Raw genomic sequence first — 19,091 nt, forward strand, 5'->3', positions numbered from 1 at the left:
CACCGAGCGCCGGTCTCACAGATCCCACTCGAGCACGGTCACCGAGTGCGGCGGAAAGTCGTAGCTGCCGTTCACGGTGACCTGCTCGGGTGCGGACAGTGTGACGGTCTCCGGCGAGGAGATGGCGTTGGTGGCGAACAGGTCCTCGACCCCGACGCCGAGCTGGCGACGGGTGGCGGCCGGCGGCAGCGGACGTCCGGCGTCCAGCCGTGCGGTGATGGTCTCCTCCGGTGACCGGTTGATCGCGGCGACGTAGAGGTGTCGGCCGTCCTCGCTCAGGGTGACCGAGACGTCGAGGAGCCCGAGCACGTCCGGAGTGTGCCGGAACTGACCACGAGCGCCGCGGACGTCCCCCTCGCGCACGCCGACGGTTACGCTCGGCCCGGCGACCCGGGCGGGCACATGCACCCGGCCGGTGTGGTTCTGGTAGAGGTCCCACACGTGGTACGTCGCCGACCTGACCAGCCCACCGGGGCGGACGGCGAGCAGGCCGTTGGCGTTGACGAGGTTGACCGTGTTGGCCATCGTCACCGGAACCTCGAGCTCGGTGGAGCGGTGCATGGCGTGGAAGACCCCGGCGTAGAAGAGGGCGTCGGCCAAGGTCTTCGGGCTGTACCGGTTCACACGCCGCACCTGCGCGTCGCCGTGGTCACCGGCGTCGGGCAGGTCCCGATCGGCGACGCCGCCATCGGCGCCGGGCCGTGGCTCGGGCCAGGCGGCGGGCTCGAGGTGACGGTTGTTCCACTCATCCATGGCGATGCCGAGCGGCCGGTCCCGGCCGTGCTCGGTCTGGGTCCGGGCGATGAGGTCCGACTGCTCGTGGATGGCTCGCTCGACGTAGGCGGACTGCGCGACCACGGCCTCGTACTCGGCAACCGACGGATCGATGAGATGGCGGCTCGCCCCGTACAGGTGCAATGAGATCCAGTCGACCATGCCGCCGAGCCCGGCGACGACGTCCCGGGTCCACTCGCGCGCGTCGTGCCCGACCGCGACAAACCGCAGACCAGGGTCGACTGCGCGCATGAACCGGGCGTGCTCGACGGCGTCGAGCACGTAAGCCTCGACGGATCGGTGGCCCATCTGCCAGGGGCCGTAGACCTCGTTGCCGAGTCCCCAGATCGCCACCCCGTACGGCTCGCTGGCCCCGTCGGCGGCGCGCCGCCGGGTCATCTCGGTGTCCCCGCCGTAGTTGGTGTACTCGACCCAGCGGACGGCGTCGTCGACGTTTCGGGCGCTGTGCGCCAGGTAGGGCGTGGTCCCGACAGCGCGGCACCACGCGAGGAACTCCGGGGTGCCGAACCGGTTCGACTCTTCTTCACCCCAGGCGAGTTCGAGGCGGCGTGGCCGCTGATCGCGCGGGCCGGTCCCGTCCTGCCACCAGTACGGCGAGGTGAAGTTCCCGCCGGGCCAGCGCACCACCGGAAGGCCGAGCTCGCGACAGGCCTCGATCACGTCGCCGCGGCATCCGGCGAGCGGGCCGGGGCCGTCCACCGCGAACTCCGAGCCCTCGTCGAAGACCCCGCCGTCGATGTTGCCGAAGAATGCGGACTCGAGGAAGTGCCCGTAGACGGCCTCCTCGATGCGGTGACGGGTGTCGGTGCTGAAGGTGACGGTGGCTCTCATCGTGTCCTTTCGGTGGTGTGGCAGGTGGGTTGCCGGGGTCATCCCTTCACCCCGCCCTGGGAGACGCCCTCGATGATGTAGCGCTGGGCGACGATGTAGACGATCAGCACGGGGACGCTGGCGATGACGGCGCCGGCGGTCAGCAGGTCGAACCGCGTGGCGTATTCACCTTGGAGCTGGGCGAGCCCGGCGGGCAGCGTGAGCATGTCCGTGCTGAAGAGGACGAAGACCGGCCAGAGGAAATCGTTCCAGCTCGACAGGAACGACAGCACGGCCAAGGTGGCGATGGCCGGCGCTGCGAGCGGGACCATGATCCGCAGGAAGACCTGGAAGGCGTTGGCGCCGTCGATGCGCGCGGCCTCTTCGATCGCCGGGCTGATCCCGAGGAAGAACTGCCGCAGGAAGACGACCCCGAAGGCGCCGGCCGCCGAGGGCACCACCAGCGAGGCGTAGCTGTTCAACCAGCCGAGCCCGTTGACGATGAGGAAGTGCGGGATCAGCAGGATCACACCGGGAACGAACATGGTGGCCAGCACGACGGCGAACAGCGTGCGTTTGAACGGGAAGTCCAGACGTGCCAAGGCGTAGGCGGCGGTGGTCGAGATCGTCACGACGAGGGCGCTGTGCGCCGCGGCGACCAGGAAGCTGTTGCCGAGCCAGCGGAGCACGGGCAGCCGCTCGTTACCGAGGATCTCGCGGTAGGCGTCGAGGCCGGGTTCACGCGGAAGCAGCGTGAATTCCAGCGAATTGGCCTCTGCGGTGGGCTTGAACGAGGTGGAGATCATCAGCAGCAGCGGGGTGACGAACACGGCCGTCAGAGCCAGGACCGTCAGCGCCAGAGCCACCCGGCGGGGTCGGAGGAGGTGGGCCATCAGTCCTCCTCCCCCATCCGGTGGAACGCCAGGACGACCACACCGCTGACCACGATGAGGCTGACGGCGAGGATCATGCTCATCGCGGAGGACATGCCGATGTCGAAGCCCTGGATACCGGTCTGGGCGATGAACCCGATGGCGGTGCGTGTGGCCGTGCCCGGCTGCTCCTGAGTGATGAGCGCCGACTGTCCGTACATGTTGGCGCAGGCGATGATCGTGATGGCGATGACGAACTGCAGGACGCGCCGGATGCCGGGCAGGGTGACCGTGAAGAACCGGCGCCAGGCTCCGGCGCCGTCGACGGTGGCCGCCTCGTACAGCTCCCGGGGTACGTCCTGCAGCGCCGCAAGGTAGATCACCGCGTTGAATCCCACCGTCCACCAGATCGTGGCGCCGACGAGCGCGACCCAGCCGGCCGGCAGCGAGGTGGTCCAGGCGATGTCGTCGGGTAGACCCAGCGCGCCCAGGAGCTGGTTCACCGGGCCGAGCTGACGATCGAGCAGGTAACGCCACAGCAGGCCGATGACGGCCACACCGAAGACGTAGGGAGCGAAATAGATGGCGCGGAAGGCGATGCGCCCGGGGAATCTCCGGTTCAGCAGCAGCGCGAGCGCGAGCGGGACAGCCACCAGGAGAGGTGCGCTGTAGAGCGTGAATATGCCGGTGGCCTGCATCGACTTCCAGAACTCCACCGAGGTGACGGTCGAGCCTTCGAAGAGCTCGGCGTAGTTGTCCCATCCGATCCAGGGCCGGCCCGGGAGCCCGAGGCTCCAGCGGTGCAGGCTCGCCCAGAGGGCGGATCCGATGGGCACGATGACGAAGACGACGAACAGCACGAAGAACGGCAGCAGGAACGCGGCCGCCGTCCAGGGGCTGTTGCGTCGCGAGGCGACACGCGTCCGGGCATCGACGCCCGTGGCGACGTCTCGCACGCTCAGCTGGGCCATGGGGTGTCCCCGATCTCAGCCGTCGAGCAGTTCATGCATCTCCTCGAGTTGTTCCTGGGCCGTGCGTTGGGCGAAGTCGAGGGCCTCGGCGGCGTCGGCGCCGCTGAGAACCACTTCGCTGACGGCGCGTTCGTAACTGTTCGCCGCGATCTCCCGGGACCCGGGGATCTGCGGCAGGAAGGCGGCGGAGGAGAAGACCTCGGGTTCCGCCAGTGCGGCTTGCGGTGCGGCCGCGAACGCCTCGCCGGCTCGCACCGTGGCGCGTGCGGGGGTGTTGCCGGAGGCGATCCACGGCTCAGAGTTGCGGCTCGTCCACTCCACGAAGGTCTGTGCCGCATGGGCGACGTCGTCGTCGGCCTGGGACTGCCCGGTCAGGACGAAGTTGTGCGAGTTGGCGAAGGTGCCGGGCCGGGTACCGATCTGCGGGAACGGCGCGACGTCCCAAGCCAGGTCGGGCGCGGTCAGCTGCAGGTCCGGGATGGCTGCGGGCAGGTCGGCGAGCATAGCCGCCCCGCCGTTCTTGAACGGCAGGCGAGGATCGGTGGCACCCGAGGGGCTCACGCCTGCTTCGATGAGCGAGGTCATCCACTCCAGGGCTGCCACACCGGCGTCGGAGCCCATGGTCGCGGCCGTCGCGGCCTCGTCGTACAGGCTTCCGCCGAACTGGGCCAACAGGGTGACGAACAACTGCCACGACGGCGTGACCCAGAACGGGTGGGTCACACCGGCATTCCGGAGCGAGCTCGCCGCGGCGTCGAAGTGGCCGCGGTCGCGCACCGGGCCCTCGAGGCCGGCCCCGCCGAACGTATCGGTGGCCCAGTACTGGGCCATGGTGAACACGTCGAGCGGGATGCCGTACCGGTGCCCCTCATACACGCCGCTGTCCCAGACGGCGGGGATGAAGTCGGTGCCGTCCAGGCCGAGACCGTCGGTGAGCTCCTCCAGCGGGGCGATCGTGCCGCGAGCAGCGAAGGTGGCGAGCTGGTCGAGATGCATGATTGCCACGTCGGGGCCCTCGCCGGCACCGACGGCGGGCATGACCTTGGCGTACAGGTCGTCTGCGACCAACGAGGTCATCACCACGCGGATGTTGTCGTGCGCGGCGTTGAACGCCTCGACTATCTCGGCCATGGCCGGGCCGTCTCCGCCGGTGAACGGGTTCCAGAACTGCAGCGTGACCGCCGGCCCGGTGTACTCACCGCGGCGAGGACGCACCGGCGCAGGTCGGTCCGCGGCTGCGACCGATGCCGAGCAGCCGGCGAGCGCCGCCACGCCGAAGGCACCCAAGAAGCCGCGCCGCGTGACGTGGTGAGCGCGCCCGTTCGCGGGGCTCACGGCACGTCCTTCTCGAAGGAGCTGAGCGAGGTGTCGTAGTCCTTCGCTCCGACCGGGTACATCGACGTCATCCAGTGGAAGAAGTTGTCACCGCGGTCGCGCAATTGCCGGTAGAGCCGAGCGAGCAGGGCGTCGCGGACGTCACGCAGGGACGCGTCGTCGTAGCGGTTCGTCAGCTCGTTCGGATCGGTGTGGAGGTCGTAGAGCTCGTTGACGGACTCGGGGTTGACCACGAGCTTGTACCGCTCGGTGACCAGCATGCGCTGCGGGTACGGGAAGTGGTGGCCGTGGAACTCGGCGACAAGATCCGCGCGCCACTGCGGATCCTCCCCGCGCGCGATCGGAGCCAGCGAGGAGCCGTCCACGGCATGCGCGGGCTCGAGACCGGCCAGGTCGAGGATCGTGGCGGTGAAGTCGATGAGGTGGGTCAGCTCGCCCGAGCGTTGTCCGGACGGCCCGCCGGGGATCCGCAGCAGGCCCGGCGTGCGGTAGATGTCCTCGTACATCGCCGGCCCCTTGTCGTGCAGGCGGTGGGCACCGGTGAACTCGCCGTGGTCGGCGGAGAAAAAGACCGCGGTGGAGTCCATGAGGCCGAGGTCCTCGGCGGCGCGCAGCACGCGGCCGATCTGTTCGTCGACGAGCGTGACGTACCCCCAGTAGGCCGCGATGAGCCATCGCGACGTCTCCTCACTGAGGGTGTCGTAGGTCCAGTGCGCCGAGTAGTTGCGTTGCACGGATGGCTTGTTCTCGAACGTCTCGGCGACGGACGCGGGCAGCTCGATCCGGGCCGGATCATACATCTCGAGGTACTCACTCGGCAGCACGTAGGGCAGGTGAGGGCCGAAGAAGTGGGTCGCCAGAAAGAACGGCGAACCGCTTGACTCACGCTCCGCGGCGTAGCGGCGCAGCAGTTCGATCGATCGCTCGGCGAGGTAGTACTCGAACGTGGCCTCGACCGGCTGATGCAGCCGTGCCGCCAGGAGGTTCCCGGGCTGGCCGTTGGGGAAGGTGCCGCGGACCTCGTCGCTGATCCGGTAGCCCGGCAGATCGTTCTCCTCGAGGTAGCGCAGGTAGTCCGGATGGTCGACGGGGTTGTGCCAGCCGGGCAGGTCCGGGCCGTCGAAACCGAAGTCGGCGGCGGTGCGGTGGGTGCCGACGTGCCACTTGCCGATCAGCCCGAGCTGATAGCCCGCCTGCTGCAGATCGTCGGTGAAGGCGTAGTGGCCGTCGTCGAGATCCTCGAGGTAGCCGACGTTGCGTTCGTAGTTGGCCAGCAGACGATGGCGGAACGGCGCCTGGCCGGTGAGCAGACTGGCGCGTGCCGGCGTGCAGATCGCGGTCGGGGTGTAGAAGCGGTCGAACGTGGTCCCGGACGCGGCGAGGGCGTCGAGGTTCGGGGTGCGGACGGTGGTGTTTCCGTAGCACCCGAGGGTGTCGACCCGGTGCTGGTCGGTGAGAAAGAAGAGGATGTTGTTCGGTGTGCTCACGTGGTCAGGTCTCCGATTTCCGGATCGGCGGTGTCTGGTGGTCCGGGATCGACGGTGTGGTGACGACGTCGTCGGTCAGGCCCGCTGGTCCGGCTCCGGTTGGGGATAGCCGGCGAGCAAGGGCGAGCTGTGGAAGACGGCGGCGAGGGCGCCGTGTGCGCCGTCGGAGTCGCGCAGTTGGCCGGCGCGCACAGCGATCGGTGCTGCGGCAGCCAGGGGGTAGAGCTCGTAGCGCAGTGTCGCGGCGGCCTGGTCCACCAGGGCCGGTGCGACGTGGACGACCTCGCCGGCGATGACCACCTCGCCCGGGTCAAGGGTCATGGCGGCGGCGCCGAGGACGCGGCCGAGCACCGTGCCGACGTCGCGCAGGACGGCGTCGGTCGCCGGATCAGACTTCGCCACGGCGTCGGCGAGGTCCTCGAGCGTGTCCGTTTGTGCGCCGCGAGCGCGGCACGCGGCAAGGATCGCCGCCGTCGAGGCGACCGTCTCGAGGCATCCTCGCTTCCCGCAGCGGCATGCCGAACCCCCGGGGTCGGCGGTGACGTGGCCGATCTCGCCGGCGAGGCCGCGGGATCCGGTGACCAGCCGGCCGTCCACGACCAGTCCTCCGCCGACGCCGTCGGAGAGGCGGACGTAGAGCAGGTGGCCGGGCGCCCCCGGGCGGGAGACCGCCTCGGCCAGCGCGGCGAGGCGGGTGTTGTTGTCGACGAGGACGGGCGCCCCGAACCGTTCGGCGAAGACGCGGTCCACCCGGTCCGGGGCAGGTTGGGCACGCCAGGACACGCGTGGACCGGCCTGTCGCGCGCCGGTGTACGGGCCGGGCACACCGATGCCGATCGCCTGCAACGCGGTCAGGTGTGCCCCGACCTCGCCCGCAAGCCGGTCGATGAGTCCCATCGCTCGCTCGATCCGTTCGTCCCACTCCGTGCCGTCGGCATAGCGGTCGGCGCCGCTGGCCATCACCTGGTGCGCCGCGTCCGCGAGGACCACCTGCACCCGCCGGTGCCCGAAGTCGATACCGAGGAACTGCCCGGACGCCGGGTCCAGGGCCAGGCGCTGGGCGGGCCGGCCGGAGCCGCGGCGAGTGGCGCTGTCGTCGTCGACCACCACGATGGCCCCGCGGCGCAGCAACTCGCCGGTGACCTCGGACAACGTGGTGCGCGAGAGGCCGACCCGCTCGGCCAGATCCCCGCGGCTCAGTGCTCCGCCGGAACGCAGCGCGTCCAGGACGCGCTCCTCGTGCGTGCGTCGTGGGACTGCACGAACATCCGTCAACGTCGACATGGCGTGGACGCTATGGAGGTCGGATTTTTCCGTCAACGAGCCGACAGAAAAATGTCCGGATTCGGTCGACTGTCCGGATGAACCCGCCGCACCCAGGCACGACACAGGTTCGTCGGCGCACCTGCCGGCGATCAGTCGGCGTCGGGCCGCGTCTCGATCTCGTGCAGGGTCACCTGGAGGTGGTGCTCCATCGCGGCCGCCGCGCGCGAGGGGTCACCGCTGAGGACCGCCTCGAGCAACTCTTCGTGCTCGGTGGCTGATCCGGCCGGGTCTCCCCCGCCGTCCAGGTAGCGGCGGTGACTGCGCTCCCTGCTGGCGGCGAGGGATTTCTCCAGCGCCTGGAGGATCTGCGCGAGGCTGCCGTTCCCGGAGGCCAGGGCCAGCGACTGGTGAAAGGCGACGTCGGTCCGTAGGCGAGTCGCCATCGTCTCCGGGTCCGCCCGCAGTTCGGCGATCGAGGCCCGGGCGCGAGCGATGTGCTCGCGGGTGTCGGGTTCCTCCGGCCCGGCGATCCGCTCCGCGGCGAGTCGGGCCCCGTGCACCTCGAGGGCCTTGCGGATCTCGGTGAACTCCATGAGGGCGCGCCGGTCGCGCAACACGGCGAGGGCGACGAAGTTCTCGATCGGCAGCGCGTTCGGCGAGGCGATCACCGCCGGCTTGCCCTGCCGGCGGTGCACCAGGCCGCGCGCCTCCAACGTCTTCATCGCTTCCCGCAGGACCACCCGGGAAACACCGAACCGCTCGGCGAGCTCGTTCTCCGACGGCAGATGATCGCCGGGGCGGGCGTCCGGCGCGAGACACAGCTCCTCGACCAGCTCGACGACCTGGGCCGTGAGCGAACGCGGCTCGGCGCGGCGCGGCCGCGGACCGCCTGCCGCCGAGGTCTCGCCCGCGTACTCGCTCACATCGCCCCCTCGCTGGATCCGACGTGCCAGCTTATCGGCGTCGCCGGTCCCGCCTCGTCCGCCACCGGAATTGACCCCACGATGACTTGTCCGCTTATATGACAAGTCGCGTTGCGGCGTCGTCGGCTCGGCACGTGACAGCCAGGGTGGCCACTGCCGCCGTCGGAGAGGGAGACACGGTGATCAGCCAGACCGATCGGGACATCTGCATGAGCCCGTGGGAGGGCCCTGGCGACTCCCCCGGCGCCGTCGCCCCGCCCATCTTCCAAACGAGCCTGTTCGCGAAGCCGACATTCGCCGAGTACGCGCGGCAGCAGGCCGCTGAGCACCACAACTTCGTCTACAGCCGGGGCACGAACCCGACGGTGGCGTTCCTCGAGCAACTCCTCGCCCGCCTCGAACGCGGCGAGGCCGCCAAGTGCTTCGCCTCCGGCATGGGAGCAATCAGCGCCGTGCTGGGCGGTCTGCTGCGCAGCGGGGACCACGTGCTGTTCGTCAACACGATCTACGGCCCGACCCTCCAGCTGGCCGAACACCTCAGGCGCTTCGGCGTGGAGTACACGCTCCTGCCCGAGCCGACGGCGGACATCGAGGACCATCTGCGGGAGAACACCGCGATGGTCTACGTGGAGTCGCCCGGCACCATGATGATGAAGGTGCTCGACCTGCGCGTCCTGGCGGCGACGGCGCGGCGCCACGGCATCCGCACGGTCATCGACAACACCTGGGCGACGCCGCTGCTGCAGAAACCGATCGAGCTCGGCGTCGACGTCGTCATCCACTCCCTGACCAAGTACATCGGCGGGCACAGCGACGTCATCGGCGGCGCCGTCATCGGCTCCGCCGACCTCATCGAAGAGCTCTTCTACCGCGGGTACCTGCTGTTCGGGTCGGTCATGTCCGCCATGGAGGCCTCGTTCGTGCTGCGCGGCCTGCGCACCTTGCCGGTCCGCATGGAACAGCACGAGGCCAACGCGATCGCGGTCATCGACCATCTCCGCGGGCGCGAGGAAGTCACCGCGATCCACCACCCCTATGCGGACCATCCGGCGGATTCGCCGCTGGTGACCGAGCAGCTGGCCGGGTACTCAGGCCTGCTGAGCTTCGAACTCGCCGAACCCACTTACGACCGCATCGCCGGGTTCGTCGACGCGCTGGAGCTCTTCCGGATCGGCCCCAGCTGGGGCGGGTACGAGAGCCTCGTCACCTCCCCGATCCGGCCCACCTCCACTCCCGAGCCCCCGGCGAGCCTGATCCGGCTCTCCGTGGGGCTTGAGGGCGCGCAGCGCCAGATCGAGGACCTCGACCACGCCTTCGCGGCCATCCGCTGACCCTCCCAGCCTGCCGAGAAAGGGAACGATGACGTCACCGCACGGACCGCGCACCGACACGGCCGGCCCCGACGACGCACCCGACCGAACACCGGCCACGCCCGGCGCCGGCGAGGACGCGGCGGCAACCGCCCGCCCCTCGGGCGCCGTCGCCGGACTGGCCCTCGGACTCGTCGTCGTCATCCTGGTCGGCGGCATCGGCGTCCTCGAATACCCGGCCGAGCTCATGCTCATCGTCGCCGCCGCCGCGCTGACGATCGTCGCCGCGTGCTACGGCGTCAGCCTCGCTCAGGTGCTGACGGACATGGGTCAGAAGATCAAGCGCGCTCTTCCGGCCATCCTCATCCTGCTGAGCATCGGCCTGCTCATCGGGACCTGGATGATCGCCGGCACGATTCCGCTGATGGTCAGCCTGGGCCTCGAACTCATCGACCCGTCCTACCTCTACGTGCTCGCGTTCGTCGTCACAGCCATCGTCGCCAGCTTCACCGGCACCTCCTGGGGGGCCGGTGGCACGATCGGGGTGGCCCTCATCGGCGTGGCGTCCACGATGGACATCTCGCTCGCGGTCACGGCGGGCGCCGTGGTCTCCGGCGCCTACTTCGGCGACAAGCTCTCGCCGCTCTCCGATACCACGAACATGAGCTCTCTGGCGGCCGGTGCGAACATCTACGAGCACATCCGGCACATGCTCTACACCTCGGGGCCGTCCGCACTGCTGGCCCTGGTGGTGTTCTTCGTGGCAGGCCTGAGCATCGACGCCGAGTCGGTGGACCTGCAGATCATCGACGCGACGACGGCGCAGCTGCACGAGCTGTTCACGCTCAACCCCGTCCTGCTGATCCCACCGGTCGTCGTGCTCGCCGGCTCGGTCTGGAAGAAGCCGCCGCTCATCGTGCTGTCGGTCTCCACCGTCTCCGCGATGGTGCTCGCCGTCGCGGTTCAGGGCTTCTCCCTGGCCGAGGTGTTCACCGCCACGATCGAGGGCTTCAGCAGCACGGACATGCTCGGCGGCGAGGTCTCCGACGCCCTGACCGAGCTGCTCGACCGTGGCGGCCTGTACTCCATGTACAACTCCGCGTTCTTCGTCTTCTGCGCGTTCTTCTTCGCCGCCGCGCTGGAGAACGCCGGCGTGCTGCGGGTGCTGCTGGCGCGCATGATCGAGCGCCTGCGCTCGACCGGATCGCTGGTCCTCGCGACGCTGATCTCCGGCTTCGCCATCATCAACGGCACGTCCAACGCGCTGGTCACGTTCTTCCTCGTCAAGGACCTCTACGGCGAGGCGTACCGCCGGCGGAACCTGCACCCGGTGAACCTCTCCCGGTCCATGGAGGACTCGATCACCATCACCGAGGTGCTCATGCCGTGGACGGTCTCCGGGGTCTTCTTCGCGACGACGCTCGGTGTGGGGAACTTCGAGTTCCTCCCGTGGGCGATCTTCTGCTGGGCCGGCATCGTGTTCTCGGCACTGGTGGCCGTCCTCAGCCCGCTCACTCGCGGGTTCGGGATCCGCCCGCTGGAGCCCGCGACGCGCTGATCCGGACCGCGGCGCACGTGTGTCCACAAGCCCGCCGCAGGCCGTCCGCTTTCCCGGCACACTGTCCGCCAACAGCAGCGAGCAGGAGGGGGAAAGCATGTCGACCACGCCCAGCGGGCCGGCCCGCCCAGCCACGATCCGATGGGCCGTCGGGCTGATGTACCTCGGCGCGGCGTGGTTCGCCGTCGTCGGCATCGTGCTGCTGATCGTCATCGAGATGATGCGCCGGGACCTGCGGACCGCGGCCGACGTCGGGGCTTTCCCCGCCGGCTCCTCCGGGTTCGCGGTGGGTCTCGCGGTGGCGCTCGCGGTGACGGCGTTGGCGACCGTCGCGCTCTGGGTCTGGATGGCGGTGATGAACCGGAAGGGCCGGCCGTGGGCCCGGCTGGTCGCCACCGCACTGGGAGCGGTGGCGGTTCTCGGGATCGTCGGTGACCTCACCGGTCCGGGCGGACTGACCACCACCGATCGGCCCGGCCTGCCGGACGACGCCGTTCTCCCGGCTGCCGAGATCGCCCTCGCCGTCCAGCTCGCCACGCTGGTGCTCATCGCCGTGATCCTCGTGCTGCTCTGGCGGCGGGAGTCGTCCGAGTTCTACGCGGCGGCCTCAGCACCTCCGCGGCCGGGTGGCTAGCCGCGCGGTTGATGCCCGAAGCGGACCGGCCGCCACGTCCCGGCACAGGCCTCCGGGTCGACGCGACGTTGACCGATCACATCGCCGACCGGCGGATGCGGCTCGATCACCGGCCGCTCCTCCCCTGCCTGGATCATCCGCTCGAGCAGCCGGTCCCGCAGCCGGTCCGCCAGCGTGCGGTGCGAGGCCAGGCCGGCGAGGTTGTCCAGCTCGTACGGATCGTGCGAGAGGTCGTACAGGGCGGTCTCCACATAGCGCTCGGCGGCGGCGTCCTGCCACGGGTCCGCGTCCGGGGCGGTGACGTAGTACATCCATCGGGACGTGCGGATCGCGCGGCCGACCTCCGACTCGCTGACCTGGACGAAGGCTTCCTCCGGGAAGTCGGACGCCGCCGGATCGGCCAGCAGTGGCAGCAGCGAGCGGCCCTGCATCTCCTCCGGCACGGCGAGACCGGCGGCGTCCAGCAGTGTGGGCGGCAGGTCGATGGTGCTGACCGGCCGGTCGATGCGGTGCCCGCCGTCGAAGCCGGGTCCGGACAGGGCAAGGGGCACACGCAGGGAGGCGTCGTGGCACGAGCGCTTGTACTCGGCGTTGCGCGTCTTGAAATGACATCCGTGGTCGGAGGTGACGGCGATGATCGTGTTCTCGAGCAACCCCATGCTGCGCAGGGCGTCGCGGAGCCGGCCGAGCCCCTCGTCGACGCGCCGGATCTGCCCGTAGTACCCGCCGATGTGCCGGTGCACGCTCGCGCCCGGCTCGCCGGCGAGCGCGGCGAGGTCGGGTGGGACCCAGCGGCCCTGATAGCGCTCCTCGTACCCCTCGGGCGCCGGGTAGGAGTCGGTCTCGTTCTGGTGGTGCGGTTCGATGAGGGAGCAGAACAGGAAGAACGGTCGCGCTCCGTCCGTCCCGTTCGTCCCGCCGGCGGCTGCCGCCGGGCCGGTGTGGTCGGCGACGAACCGGATGGCGGCGTCGAACAGGGCGTCGGAGCGGTAACCGGGGAGCATGACGGGGGCGCCGTCGTCGTCGAACATGGTCACGCGGTAGGCCTCGGAAGTGAACTCCAGGACGTTCGATCCCAGCCACGACTGGTAGCCGCCGCGCTGGTCGGGCGGGACGGGCTCGTCGTCGGCGAGGTGCCACTTGCCGATGTAGCCGGTCGCGTACCCGGCGTCGGCGAAATGGTGCGCGAGGGTACGGCGGTCCTCGGGCAGCCGGACACCGTTGCGGAAGCAGCCCGTCGTCGTCGGGTACTGACCGGTCTGCAGCGCCGCCCGCGCCGGGGCACACACCGGCTGCGGCGTGATCGCCTGCGTCGCGTGGGTGCCGTGCCGGGCCATCCGGTCGAAGGTGGGCGTCAGGTCGAGGGGGTTGCCACCGACGCCGGTGGTGTCCCAACGCTGCTGGTCGGTGAAGACGACGATGACGTTCGGCCGCGTTGCCGGGGGCATACCTCTCCTCGGAAGGTCCGCTCGGACGCCCCCATCATGGCCTACTCGCCGGCGTGGGACGCCCGGACGGTCGGCGTGGCGGGCCGCGGTAGCGTGAGCAGGTCTGCCGTCGGGGCCGTCACCGCCGACCGGCCCGTATCCCGAACAAGGAGTGGTTCATGCCCGAGGCCGCCTCGCCGTCAGGAGTCATCGCGATCGTCCGGTTGCGCCGGGAGCAGGCCGTGGACGAGATCGTCGAGGCGTTGCACGCCGGTGGCGTGCGGGCGATCGAGGTCACCATCGACTCTCCCGGTGCGCTGGACGCGGTGCGCCGGTGGCGCGAGCGCGACCAGGCGCTCGTCGGCGTCGGGACGGTGCGCACGGCCGATCAGGCTCGTGCGGCGATCGACGCCGGGGCACAGTTCCTCGTCACGCCGACGACCATGGCCCCGGTCCTGGACGTCGCGGACCGCGCGGGGGTCCCGATCGCCGCCGGCGCGTTGACGCCGACCGAGATCGATACCGCCTGGCAGCACGGCGCCACCGCGGTGAAGGTGTTCCCGGTCGACACCGTGGGCGGTCCGGCCTACGTCCGCGCGGTGCGGGCTCCGTTGCCGGACGTGCCGCTGGTCCCCACCGGCGGGGTCGATGCCGACGCCGCACGCACCTATGCCGCCATGAACTGCACCGGCGTCGGGGTGGGCAGCGCACTGGTCGACGAGAGCACCGTCGCCTCCGGTGACTGGGCCGAGCTCCGACGCCGCGCCGAGGCCCTGACCACCGCCTGGTCCGAGGGACAGGCCGGCTGAGATGGCGGAGACCACATGGCCGCCGCCCGCGCGCCGGCTCGGCGAGACGCTCGACGTCGTCGGGGTCGGCGAGGTGATGCTGCTCCTGCAGGCCACTCCCCCGCAGACGGTGGCCGACGCGACCTCGATGCTCGTGGACGTGGCCGGTGCGGAGTACAACATGTGTGCCGCCGTTGCCCGGCTCGGTGGCCGTGCGGGGCTGCTGAGCCGCCTGGGTGCGGATTCACCGGCGGAGCGGGTGCGTGCCGCCATGGCGGCGCTCGACGTCGAGCAGTCCCTCACCGCGACCGATCCGAACCACCCGACCGGTCTGCTGCTTCGCGAGGTGCCGCCGGACGGTTCCCGGCGCGTGACCTACTACCGATCGGGTTCCGCGGCCTCGGCCATGAACGCGCACGACGCCGACCGCCTGTGGACCACGCCGCCACGCGCGGTCGTCCTGTCCGGGCTGACCGCCGCCGTCGGGCCGGGGCCGCGTGCCCTCGTCACCGCCGTCGCGCAGGGGGCTGCCGAGCACGGCACCGGTGTGGTGGTCGACGTCAATCTCCGCCGCGGCTTCGGTGATCTCGACGCCGTCGTCGAGACGCTCGCCGCCGTCCTGCCCTCCACCGACCTGCTCGTCCTCGGGGACGACGAGTCCCAGCCCGTGCTCGGCGCGACCGCCCCGGAGGCCGTCTTCGCCGCCGCGCACGACCGCGGCGTGGGCGAGGTGGTCCTCAAGGGCGGCGAACGCGGATGCTGGTACCAAGCCGAGGACGGCGCACCCCGCCACGTCCCGACGCGTGCCGTCGACGTCGTCGATCCGGTGGGGGCCGGCGATGCGTTTCTCGGCGGCTATCTGGCCGCCCGGCTGGCGGGCGCATCGCCTCGTGACGCGGCTGACCTCGGGTCCGAGCTCGCCGCTGGTGTCATCGGCGCGTTCGGGGACACCCGTGGGCTGCCGGCGCCGGAGCAGGCGCGCCGGATGCTCGACGACACGCTCGCGTGACGGGCGGCCCGACGTGTCAGAGACGACCCTTCCTACTCACCGCGTCGACGATCTCGGTCGCGACGGCGCGGAGCTTGATGTTGCGGTGCTGCGAGGCGTTGCGGAGGATCGCGAATGCCTCGTCCGCGCTGCACCGATTTTGGCCCATGATGATGCCCATCGCCTGGTCGATGATCGTGCGGGACTCGAGGGCCTTCTCGAGCTGAGCGTTCACCTCGGCGTGCTGGGTCAGCCGCAACACGAGCTTCAGCGCCCGGGACGCCTCCCCCGCGAAGCGCCGCGCAACCTCCTGCTCGGCGCGGCCGAAGGTTCTTGGACGGTCCGAATAAAGGTTGAGCGCCCCGACGGCGTGGTGGCCACCGTCCAACGGTAGCGACAGTGCTGACCGCAGACCGGAGGCCATGGCGTGGGAGCGGTACTCGCCGAACCGATCCTCGAGCGACAGGTCCTCGATGAGGATCGGTTCACCCGTCCGCGTCGTCGTGAGGCAGGGGCCGTTCTCATAACGGTATTGAATCTCGTCCCATCGTGCGCTGGCCGCGTCACTGCTGGCCGCCGTCGTGGCGTGGCCGTCGCGGATGAGGGTGACGCCGGCCGAGACGTCCGCGTCCATCACGTCCACGGCGATCTCGACCAGTTGCTGAAGGAAATCCTCCACGTCCTCAACCGAGAGCAGGAGGTCGTGAAGGCGGTCGAACGGCCGAGCACCGGAGTCACCGTCGAGCTGTAACGAGTGGCTCTGATCCGTCATGAACAGCTGCGTCGCAATCCCGGGTAGCCCCGCGCTCTCGAGAACCGAAGGTGACGCACCGCTGGTAGCACGCTCGACCTGCCTCCGGCTGTTCGATCGTCGCACAGAGATCGGACAACCGTCGCACTTTGGGACTCCTCCGCTACGGCCCTGCACGGTTTCCGGCGCTCGATGGCACACCGGCGAAGGATGCCAGGTCAGGAGTTTGCCCTTCGTCTCATGGCCTCGCTAATGTCGGCCTTGGTTAGGACCATTAGCCATGCGGCGGATCGTCGCCGCCCGGGGAGAGCTCTCTCCGGTGAGCGTTGACGAGTCGAGGCGCATGCACACTGGTCCGCCGTCTGGCAACTTCTGGTCCTCGCCGGGTGACACGGCTCGCCTCAGCGTGCGCCCACGGACGGGTCGTCCCGACCATGTCGTCGTCGTTGGTGAACTGGACATGGCCGGCGCCCCGCTCCTCGAGGGGGCATTGCGGGCTGCGATCCATCGGGGGCATCGCGACGTCGTCGTCGACGCACGGCAGCTCACATTCTGCGACGCCGCCGGACTCCATGTCCTCATCGCGGCGACAGCCGAGCTACGCGCGTCTGGGGGGCAACTCACGGTCTACGGACCGTGTCAGGCTCTGCAGGCCCTGCTCGACGTCGTCGAGGACGCGACCATCGAGCTCGCCCCGGCGCCGCCGGACTGAGTCATATCACTCGGCGTTGGTGCCGGCGCCGTGGTGTGTCCACGTTCCGCTGGGTGGTAGACCGACGGGCCTCCGGAGCATGCCGCTTCTAGCATTCCCGCATGTCGACGCCGACCCGTCCGCCGAGGCGCCACAGCCGTCACCCGGCAGGACCGTCCATCCTGCTCGCCGCATGAACGCAGCGCCGCCTCACGAGCCGGCACCGGAAAGCTACTTCGGCTCCGCCGGGAGTGATCTGTTCACCGCCGGCAAGGACCGTGACCAGCGACGCTCCCCCGCACCGTCCCGCTCCGCCGTCGCCACGATCACCGAGCCCGCCCGCGAGACGCCGGTGCACGAGGAGACCGACGTGCTCGTGGTCGGCGGCGGGCCCGCCGGGACGGCCGCCGCGATCGCGGCCCGGCGGCTAGGGCAGCGGGTGACACTGGTCGAGCGCTACGGCGATCTGGGCGGCCTGTCCGCCGGCGGGTTGGTGATCTGGATCGACCGGATGACCGATTGGGAAGGCGTCCCCGTCATCGCCGGCGTCGGCGTCGAGTTGCTCGACCGCCTGCCCGACGGCGCACTCGCCGGCCCAGGTCCGGACCTGTGGGGATCGAAGGACCCCGACCAGGTGGCGTATTGGCGCGAGCGGCTCTCGGCGTTCCGGGAGACCGTGTGCCGCTCGCCCATGATCGACCCCGAATGGCTCAAGATCGTCTCGCACGAGACGGCCGTCGACGCCGGAGTACGCGTACTGCTGCACTCGTGGGTGGTCGACACCATCACCGAGCCCGGCACGAGTGCCGACGGCGTCATTGCCGTCGACGACGGCCCCGGGGTCGTCCGCGGCGTGATCTTCGAGAGCAAGCAGGGCCGCCGGGCGATTCTGGCCAGGGTGGTGGTCGACACCACCGGCGACCTCGACGTGGTCGCCCGGGCAGGCGGCGCCTTCGTCACCGACGCTCGGTCCGACGGTGCCGGCGGCAACGTCCAGCAGTGCGTGAACACCGCCTTCACCTGGAGCGGGGTGGACATGCGGCGCTGGCTGGACTTCAAACGGCGCGATCCTGAGGGCCACCGCGACCTCATGGCCCGTGGCCGTGACCAGCTCGGCTTCGTCGACACTCCGCACGTGGGCTGGCGCGACGACGTCGTGGTCTTCATGGGCCCGCGCCTGGCCGGTTACAGCGGCCTCGACGTCGAGGACCTCAGCGTCGTCGAGCTCGAGTCCCGGCGTCGGATGGTCGCGCACCTGGACTTCTTCCGCCGGTACGCACCCGGCTTCGAGCAGGCGTGGATCATGCTCGCGGCGCCGCAGATCGGTGTACGGATGACCCGGCGGCTGGCCGGACTGCACCCGCTCGCCACCGAGGAGTGGCGAGCCGGCATGCGTCATCCGGATGAGGTGGGTGTCTCGCCGTCGCCGTCACAGAAGTACGCGACGATCTCGGTGCCGTACGGCGCCCTGGTGCCCACACAGCTCGACGGTGTGCTGGTCGGCGGGCGGCACGTGGCCAGCGACGCCCCAACGCAGGCGTTCATGCGGGAGATCCCGCAGTGCTGGATGACCGGGCAGGCCGCCGGCACCGCCGCGGCGCTTGCGGCGGCGACCGGGGTCGAGCCCAGGGACGTCGACGTCACCGATCTGCGTGCGGAGCTCGGGCGGCAGGGGGTGTATCTGCACGAGGTGCCGTAGGTCGGGACGTCGTGACGTCCGGCAGCCGCGGCGTGTGCGGCACGCGGGCCTCACCGAGGACAGCGGTCCGTCAGGTGCGGCAGGCGATTCCCAACGCTTCGGCCGACTGCCGGAGACGGTGATCGAACGTGAACAGCTCAGTGCGCAGATGCGCGGCGGCGACCATGGCGCACACGTCGGGGATCTTCTGACGCGACGCGTACCGGAACCGCCCGACGAGCAGTGCCTCGTCCTCCACGGGGAGGTCGGCCAGGGCGATCCCGCCCGCGACGACGTCGTCCCAGGCGCCGGCTTGCTCAGCGTCCGAATAGCCGGCGAGGAACTCCCCCGCGTTTACGGGATGGACCCGGACCGGCGTCTCCGGATCGAGGCCGGCCAGGACGTCGATCGCCACTCGATGGTGGATGTGGCCTGCATCGGCGAGGGCGATCAGGATGTTCGCGTCGATAACCACGGTCAGTCCTCGGCCGCGCGGATCTCGGCGAGATGCCGCTCAGCGGGCGGTCCCGGCCAGGGGTGGCGCTCAGCAATGGACTCGAGGTTTCGACGACGGCGCGCCCGGACCTGCGCCCGTGTCTCGCTCAGGTGAGTGACGCCTTCGCTCATGAGGTTCCGCATGAGCCGGGTCGGTGATGTCTCGTCGGGCCAGGCAGCACGCGCCACGTCGAGGTAGGCCTGCAACTCGTCGTCCTCGGTGACGGAGTGACGCTTCAGGTTGGTGGGCATAGGAACATGATACGTCGAGTGCTGTACCAGGTGCAGCACTGGCGGCGGCGCCGTGCACGG

18 protein-coding genes are annotated in these 19,091 nt (G+C 70.2%); 7 read left to right on the forward strand and 11 right to left on the reverse strand.

All coding sequences use genetic code 11. From position 1 onward, the window contains the following. Positions 1-15: 15 nt before the first annotated feature. The 7 genes from ACFSE6_RS17300 to ACFSE6_RS17330 all read right to left on the reverse strand — a co-directional run bounded on the left by ACFSE6_RS17300 (position 16) and on the right by ACFSE6_RS17330 (position 8,459). Positions 16-1,626, reverse strand: coding sequence for an alpha-L-arabinofuranosidase C-terminal domain-containing protein (locus ACFSE6_RS17300; protein ID WP_388010237.1), 1,611 nt, complete (start codon positions 1,624-1,626; stop codon positions 16-18). 38 nt (positions 1,627-1,664) lie between these two features. Then, a complete protein-coding gene (locus tag ACFSE6_RS17305; protein WP_388010240.1) occupies positions 1,665-2,498 on the reverse strand; it encodes a carbohydrate ABC transporter permease in 834 nt (277 codons plus the stop codon). Continuing rightward, on the reverse strand, positions 2,498-3,448 hold the full coding sequence (locus ACFSE6_RS17310; RefSeq protein WP_388010243.1) for a carbohydrate ABC transporter permease: 951 nt from the start codon (positions 3,446-3,448) through the stop codon (positions 2,498-2,500). Before ACFSE6_RS17310 ends, ACFSE6_RS17305 begins: the two co-directional genes overlap by 1 nt. 15 nt (positions 3,449-3,463) lie before the next feature. Beyond that, positions 3,464-4,783 (reverse strand): extracellular solute-binding protein, encoded by a 1,320-nt coding sequence (locus ACFSE6_RS17315; protein WP_388010246.1) that lies wholly within the window; start codon positions 4,781-4,783, stop codon positions 3,464-3,466. Further along, positions 4,780-6,270: a sulfatase-like hydrolase/transferase gene (locus ACFSE6_RS17320; RefSeq protein WP_388010249.1), complete on the reverse strand. Its 1,491-nt coding sequence runs from the start codon at positions 6,268-6,270 to the stop codon at positions 4,780-4,782. The genes ACFSE6_RS17315 and ACFSE6_RS17320 overlap by 4 nt, the downstream gene beginning before the upstream one ends. 75 nt (positions 6,271-6,345) lie before the next feature. After that, positions 6,346-7,554 carry an ROK family transcriptional regulator gene (locus tag ACFSE6_RS17325; RefSeq protein ID WP_388010252.1) on the reverse strand — a complete coding sequence of 403 codons (1,209 nt, stop codon included), beginning with the start codon at positions 7,552-7,554 and terminating at the stop codon, positions 6,346-6,348. A gap of 131 nt (positions 7,555-7,685) precedes the next feature. Further along, positions 7,686-8,459: a FadR/GntR family transcriptional regulator gene (locus ACFSE6_RS17330; protein ID WP_388010255.1), complete on the reverse strand. Its 774-nt coding sequence runs from the start codon at positions 8,457-8,459 to the stop codon at positions 7,686-7,688. A 179-nt stretch (positions 8,460-8,638) separates the two neighbouring features. Here ACFSE6_RS17330 and ACFSE6_RS17335 point away from each other — a divergent pair, with 179 nt between their 5' ends. From ACFSE6_RS17335 to ACFSE6_RS17345, 3 genes are all read left to right on the forward strand, one after another. Further along, positions 8,639-9,790 (forward strand): trans-sulfuration enzyme family protein, encoded by a 1,152-nt coding sequence (locus tag ACFSE6_RS17335; RefSeq protein WP_388010258.1) that lies wholly within the window; start codon positions 8,639-8,641, stop codon positions 9,788-9,790. Positions 9,791-9,818: 28 nt separating this feature from the next. Beyond that, positions 9,819-11,327 (forward strand): Na+/H+ antiporter NhaC, encoded by a 1,509-nt coding sequence (nhaC, locus tag ACFSE6_RS17340; RefSeq protein WP_388010261.1) that lies wholly within the window; start codon positions 9,819-9,821, stop codon positions 11,325-11,327. A 97-nt stretch (positions 11,328-11,424) separates the two neighbouring features. Further along, positions 11,425-11,961, forward strand: a complete 537-nt coding sequence (locus ACFSE6_RS17345; RefSeq protein WP_388010264.1) for a hypothetical protein — start codon at positions 11,425-11,427, stop codon at positions 11,959-11,961. Here the strand turns inward: ACFSE6_RS17345 and ACFSE6_RS17350 are convergent. Further along, positions 11,958-13,409 (reverse strand): sulfatase-like hydrolase/transferase, encoded by a 1,452-nt coding sequence (locus ACFSE6_RS17350; protein WP_388010267.1) that lies wholly within the window; start codon positions 13,407-13,409, stop codon positions 11,958-11,960. The genes ACFSE6_RS17345 and ACFSE6_RS17350 overlap by 4 nt on opposite strands. A gap of 158 nt (positions 13,410-13,567) precedes the next feature. Here ACFSE6_RS17350 and ACFSE6_RS17355 point away from each other — a divergent pair, with 158 nt between their 5' ends. Together ACFSE6_RS17355 and ACFSE6_RS17360 are read left to right on the forward strand one after the other, a co-directional pair. Further along, positions 13,568-14,197 (forward strand): bifunctional 4-hydroxy-2-oxoglutarate aldolase/2-dehydro-3-deoxy-phosphogluconate aldolase, encoded by a 630-nt coding sequence (locus ACFSE6_RS17355; RefSeq protein ID WP_388010270.1) that lies wholly within the window; start codon positions 13,568-13,570, stop codon positions 14,195-14,197. Between the two features lies 1 nt (position 14,198). Further along, positions 14,199-15,185 (forward strand): sugar kinase, encoded by a 987-nt coding sequence (locus ACFSE6_RS17360; protein ID WP_388010273.1) that lies wholly within the window; start codon positions 14,199-14,201, stop codon positions 15,183-15,185. 16 nt (positions 15,186-15,201) lie between these two features. On the opposite strand, the gene ACFSE6_RS17365 is transcribed toward ACFSE6_RS17360, so the two are convergent. Beyond that, positions 15,202-15,936 (reverse strand): GAF and ANTAR domain-containing protein, encoded by a 735-nt coding sequence (locus tag ACFSE6_RS17365; protein WP_388010274.1) that lies wholly within the window; start codon positions 15,934-15,936, stop codon positions 15,202-15,204. A 322-nt stretch (positions 15,937-16,258) separates the two neighbouring features. On the opposite strand from ACFSE6_RS17365, the gene ACFSE6_RS17370 reads away from it, so the two are divergent. Beyond that, on the forward strand, positions 16,259-16,627 hold the full coding sequence (locus tag ACFSE6_RS17370; RefSeq protein ID WP_388010276.1) for an STAS domain-containing protein: 369 nt from the start codon (positions 16,259-16,261) through the stop codon (positions 16,625-16,627). Positions 16,628-16,799: 172 nt separating this feature from the next. Continuing rightward, positions 16,800-18,305, forward strand: a complete 1,506-nt coding sequence (locus ACFSE6_RS17375) for an FAD-dependent oxidoreductase (RefSeq protein ID WP_388010278.1) — start codon at positions 16,800-16,802, stop codon at positions 18,303-18,305. A 70-nt stretch (positions 18,306-18,375) separates the two neighbouring features. Here ACFSE6_RS17375 and ACFSE6_RS17380 read toward each other — a convergent pair whose 3' ends face one another. Both ACFSE6_RS17380 and ACFSE6_RS17385 read right to left on the reverse strand, forming a co-directional pair. Continuing rightward, a complete protein-coding gene (locus tag ACFSE6_RS17380) occupies positions 18,376-18,759 on the reverse strand; it encodes a PIN domain-containing protein (RefSeq protein ID WP_388010281.1) in 384 nt (127 codons plus the stop codon). Positions 18,760-18,761: 2 nt separating this feature from the next. Beyond that, entirely contained in the window at positions 18,762-19,031 is a 270-nt protein-coding gene (locus ACFSE6_RS17385; RefSeq protein ID WP_388010284.1) for a hypothetical protein, read from the reverse strand. Positions 19,032-19,091 lie beyond the last annotated feature (60 nt).

The sequence above is a fragment of the Georgenia deserti genome (assembly GCF_042680605.1).
Lineage (GTDB): Bacteria > Actinomycetota > Actinomycetes > Actinomycetales > Actinomycetaceae > Allobogoriella > Allobogoriella deserti.

Coding starts and splice junctions, on each gene's coding strand:
- ACFSE6_RS17300 (WP_388010237.1), bottom strand. CDS start 1,626: ATGAGAGCCACCGTCACCTTCAGCACCGACACCCGTCACCGCATCGAG.
- ACFSE6_RS17305 (WP_388010240.1), bottom strand. CDS start 2,498: ATGGCCCACCTCCTCCGACCCCGCCGGGTGGCTCTGGCGCTGACGGTC.
- ACFSE6_RS17310 (WP_388010243.1), bottom strand. CDS start 3,448: ATGGCCCAGCTGAGCGTGCGAGACGTCGCCACGGGCGTCGATGCCCGG.
- ACFSE6_RS17325 (WP_388010252.1), bottom strand. CDS start 7,554: ATGTCGACGTTGACGGATGTTCGTGCAGTCCCACGACGCACGCACGAG.
- nhaC (WP_388010261.1), top strand. CDS start 9,819: ATGACGTCACCGCACGGACCGCGCACCGACACGGCCGGCCCCGACGAC.
- ACFSE6_RS17345 (WP_388010264.1), top strand. CDS start 11,425: ATGTCGACCACGCCCAGCGGGCCGGCCCGCCCAGCCACGATCCGATGG.
- ACFSE6_RS17350 (WP_388010267.1), bottom strand. CDS start 13,409: ATGCCCCCGGCAACGCGGCCGAACGTCATCGTCGTCTTCACCGACCAG.
- ACFSE6_RS17355 (WP_388010270.1), top strand. CDS start 13,568: ATGCCCGAGGCCGCCTCGCCGTCAGGAGTCATCGCGATCGTCCGGTTG.
- ACFSE6_RS17360 (WP_388010273.1), top strand. CDS start 14,199: ATGGCGGAGACCACATGGCCGCCGCCCGCGCGCCGGCTCGGCGAGACG.
- ACFSE6_RS17365 (WP_388010274.1), bottom strand. CDS start 15,936: ATGACGGATCAGAGCCACTCGTTACAGCTCGACGGTGACTCCGGTGCT.
- ACFSE6_RS17370 (WP_388010276.1), top strand. CDS start 16,259: ATGCACACTGGTCCGCCGTCTGGCAACTTCTGGTCCTCGCCGGGTGAC.
- ACFSE6_RS17375 (WP_388010278.1), top strand. CDS start 16,800: ATGAACGCAGCGCCGCCTCACGAGCCGGCACCGGAAAGCTACTTCGGC.
- ACFSE6_RS17385 (WP_388010284.1), bottom strand. CDS start 19,031: ATGCCCACCAACCTGAAGCGTCACTCCGTCACCGAGGACGACGAGTTG.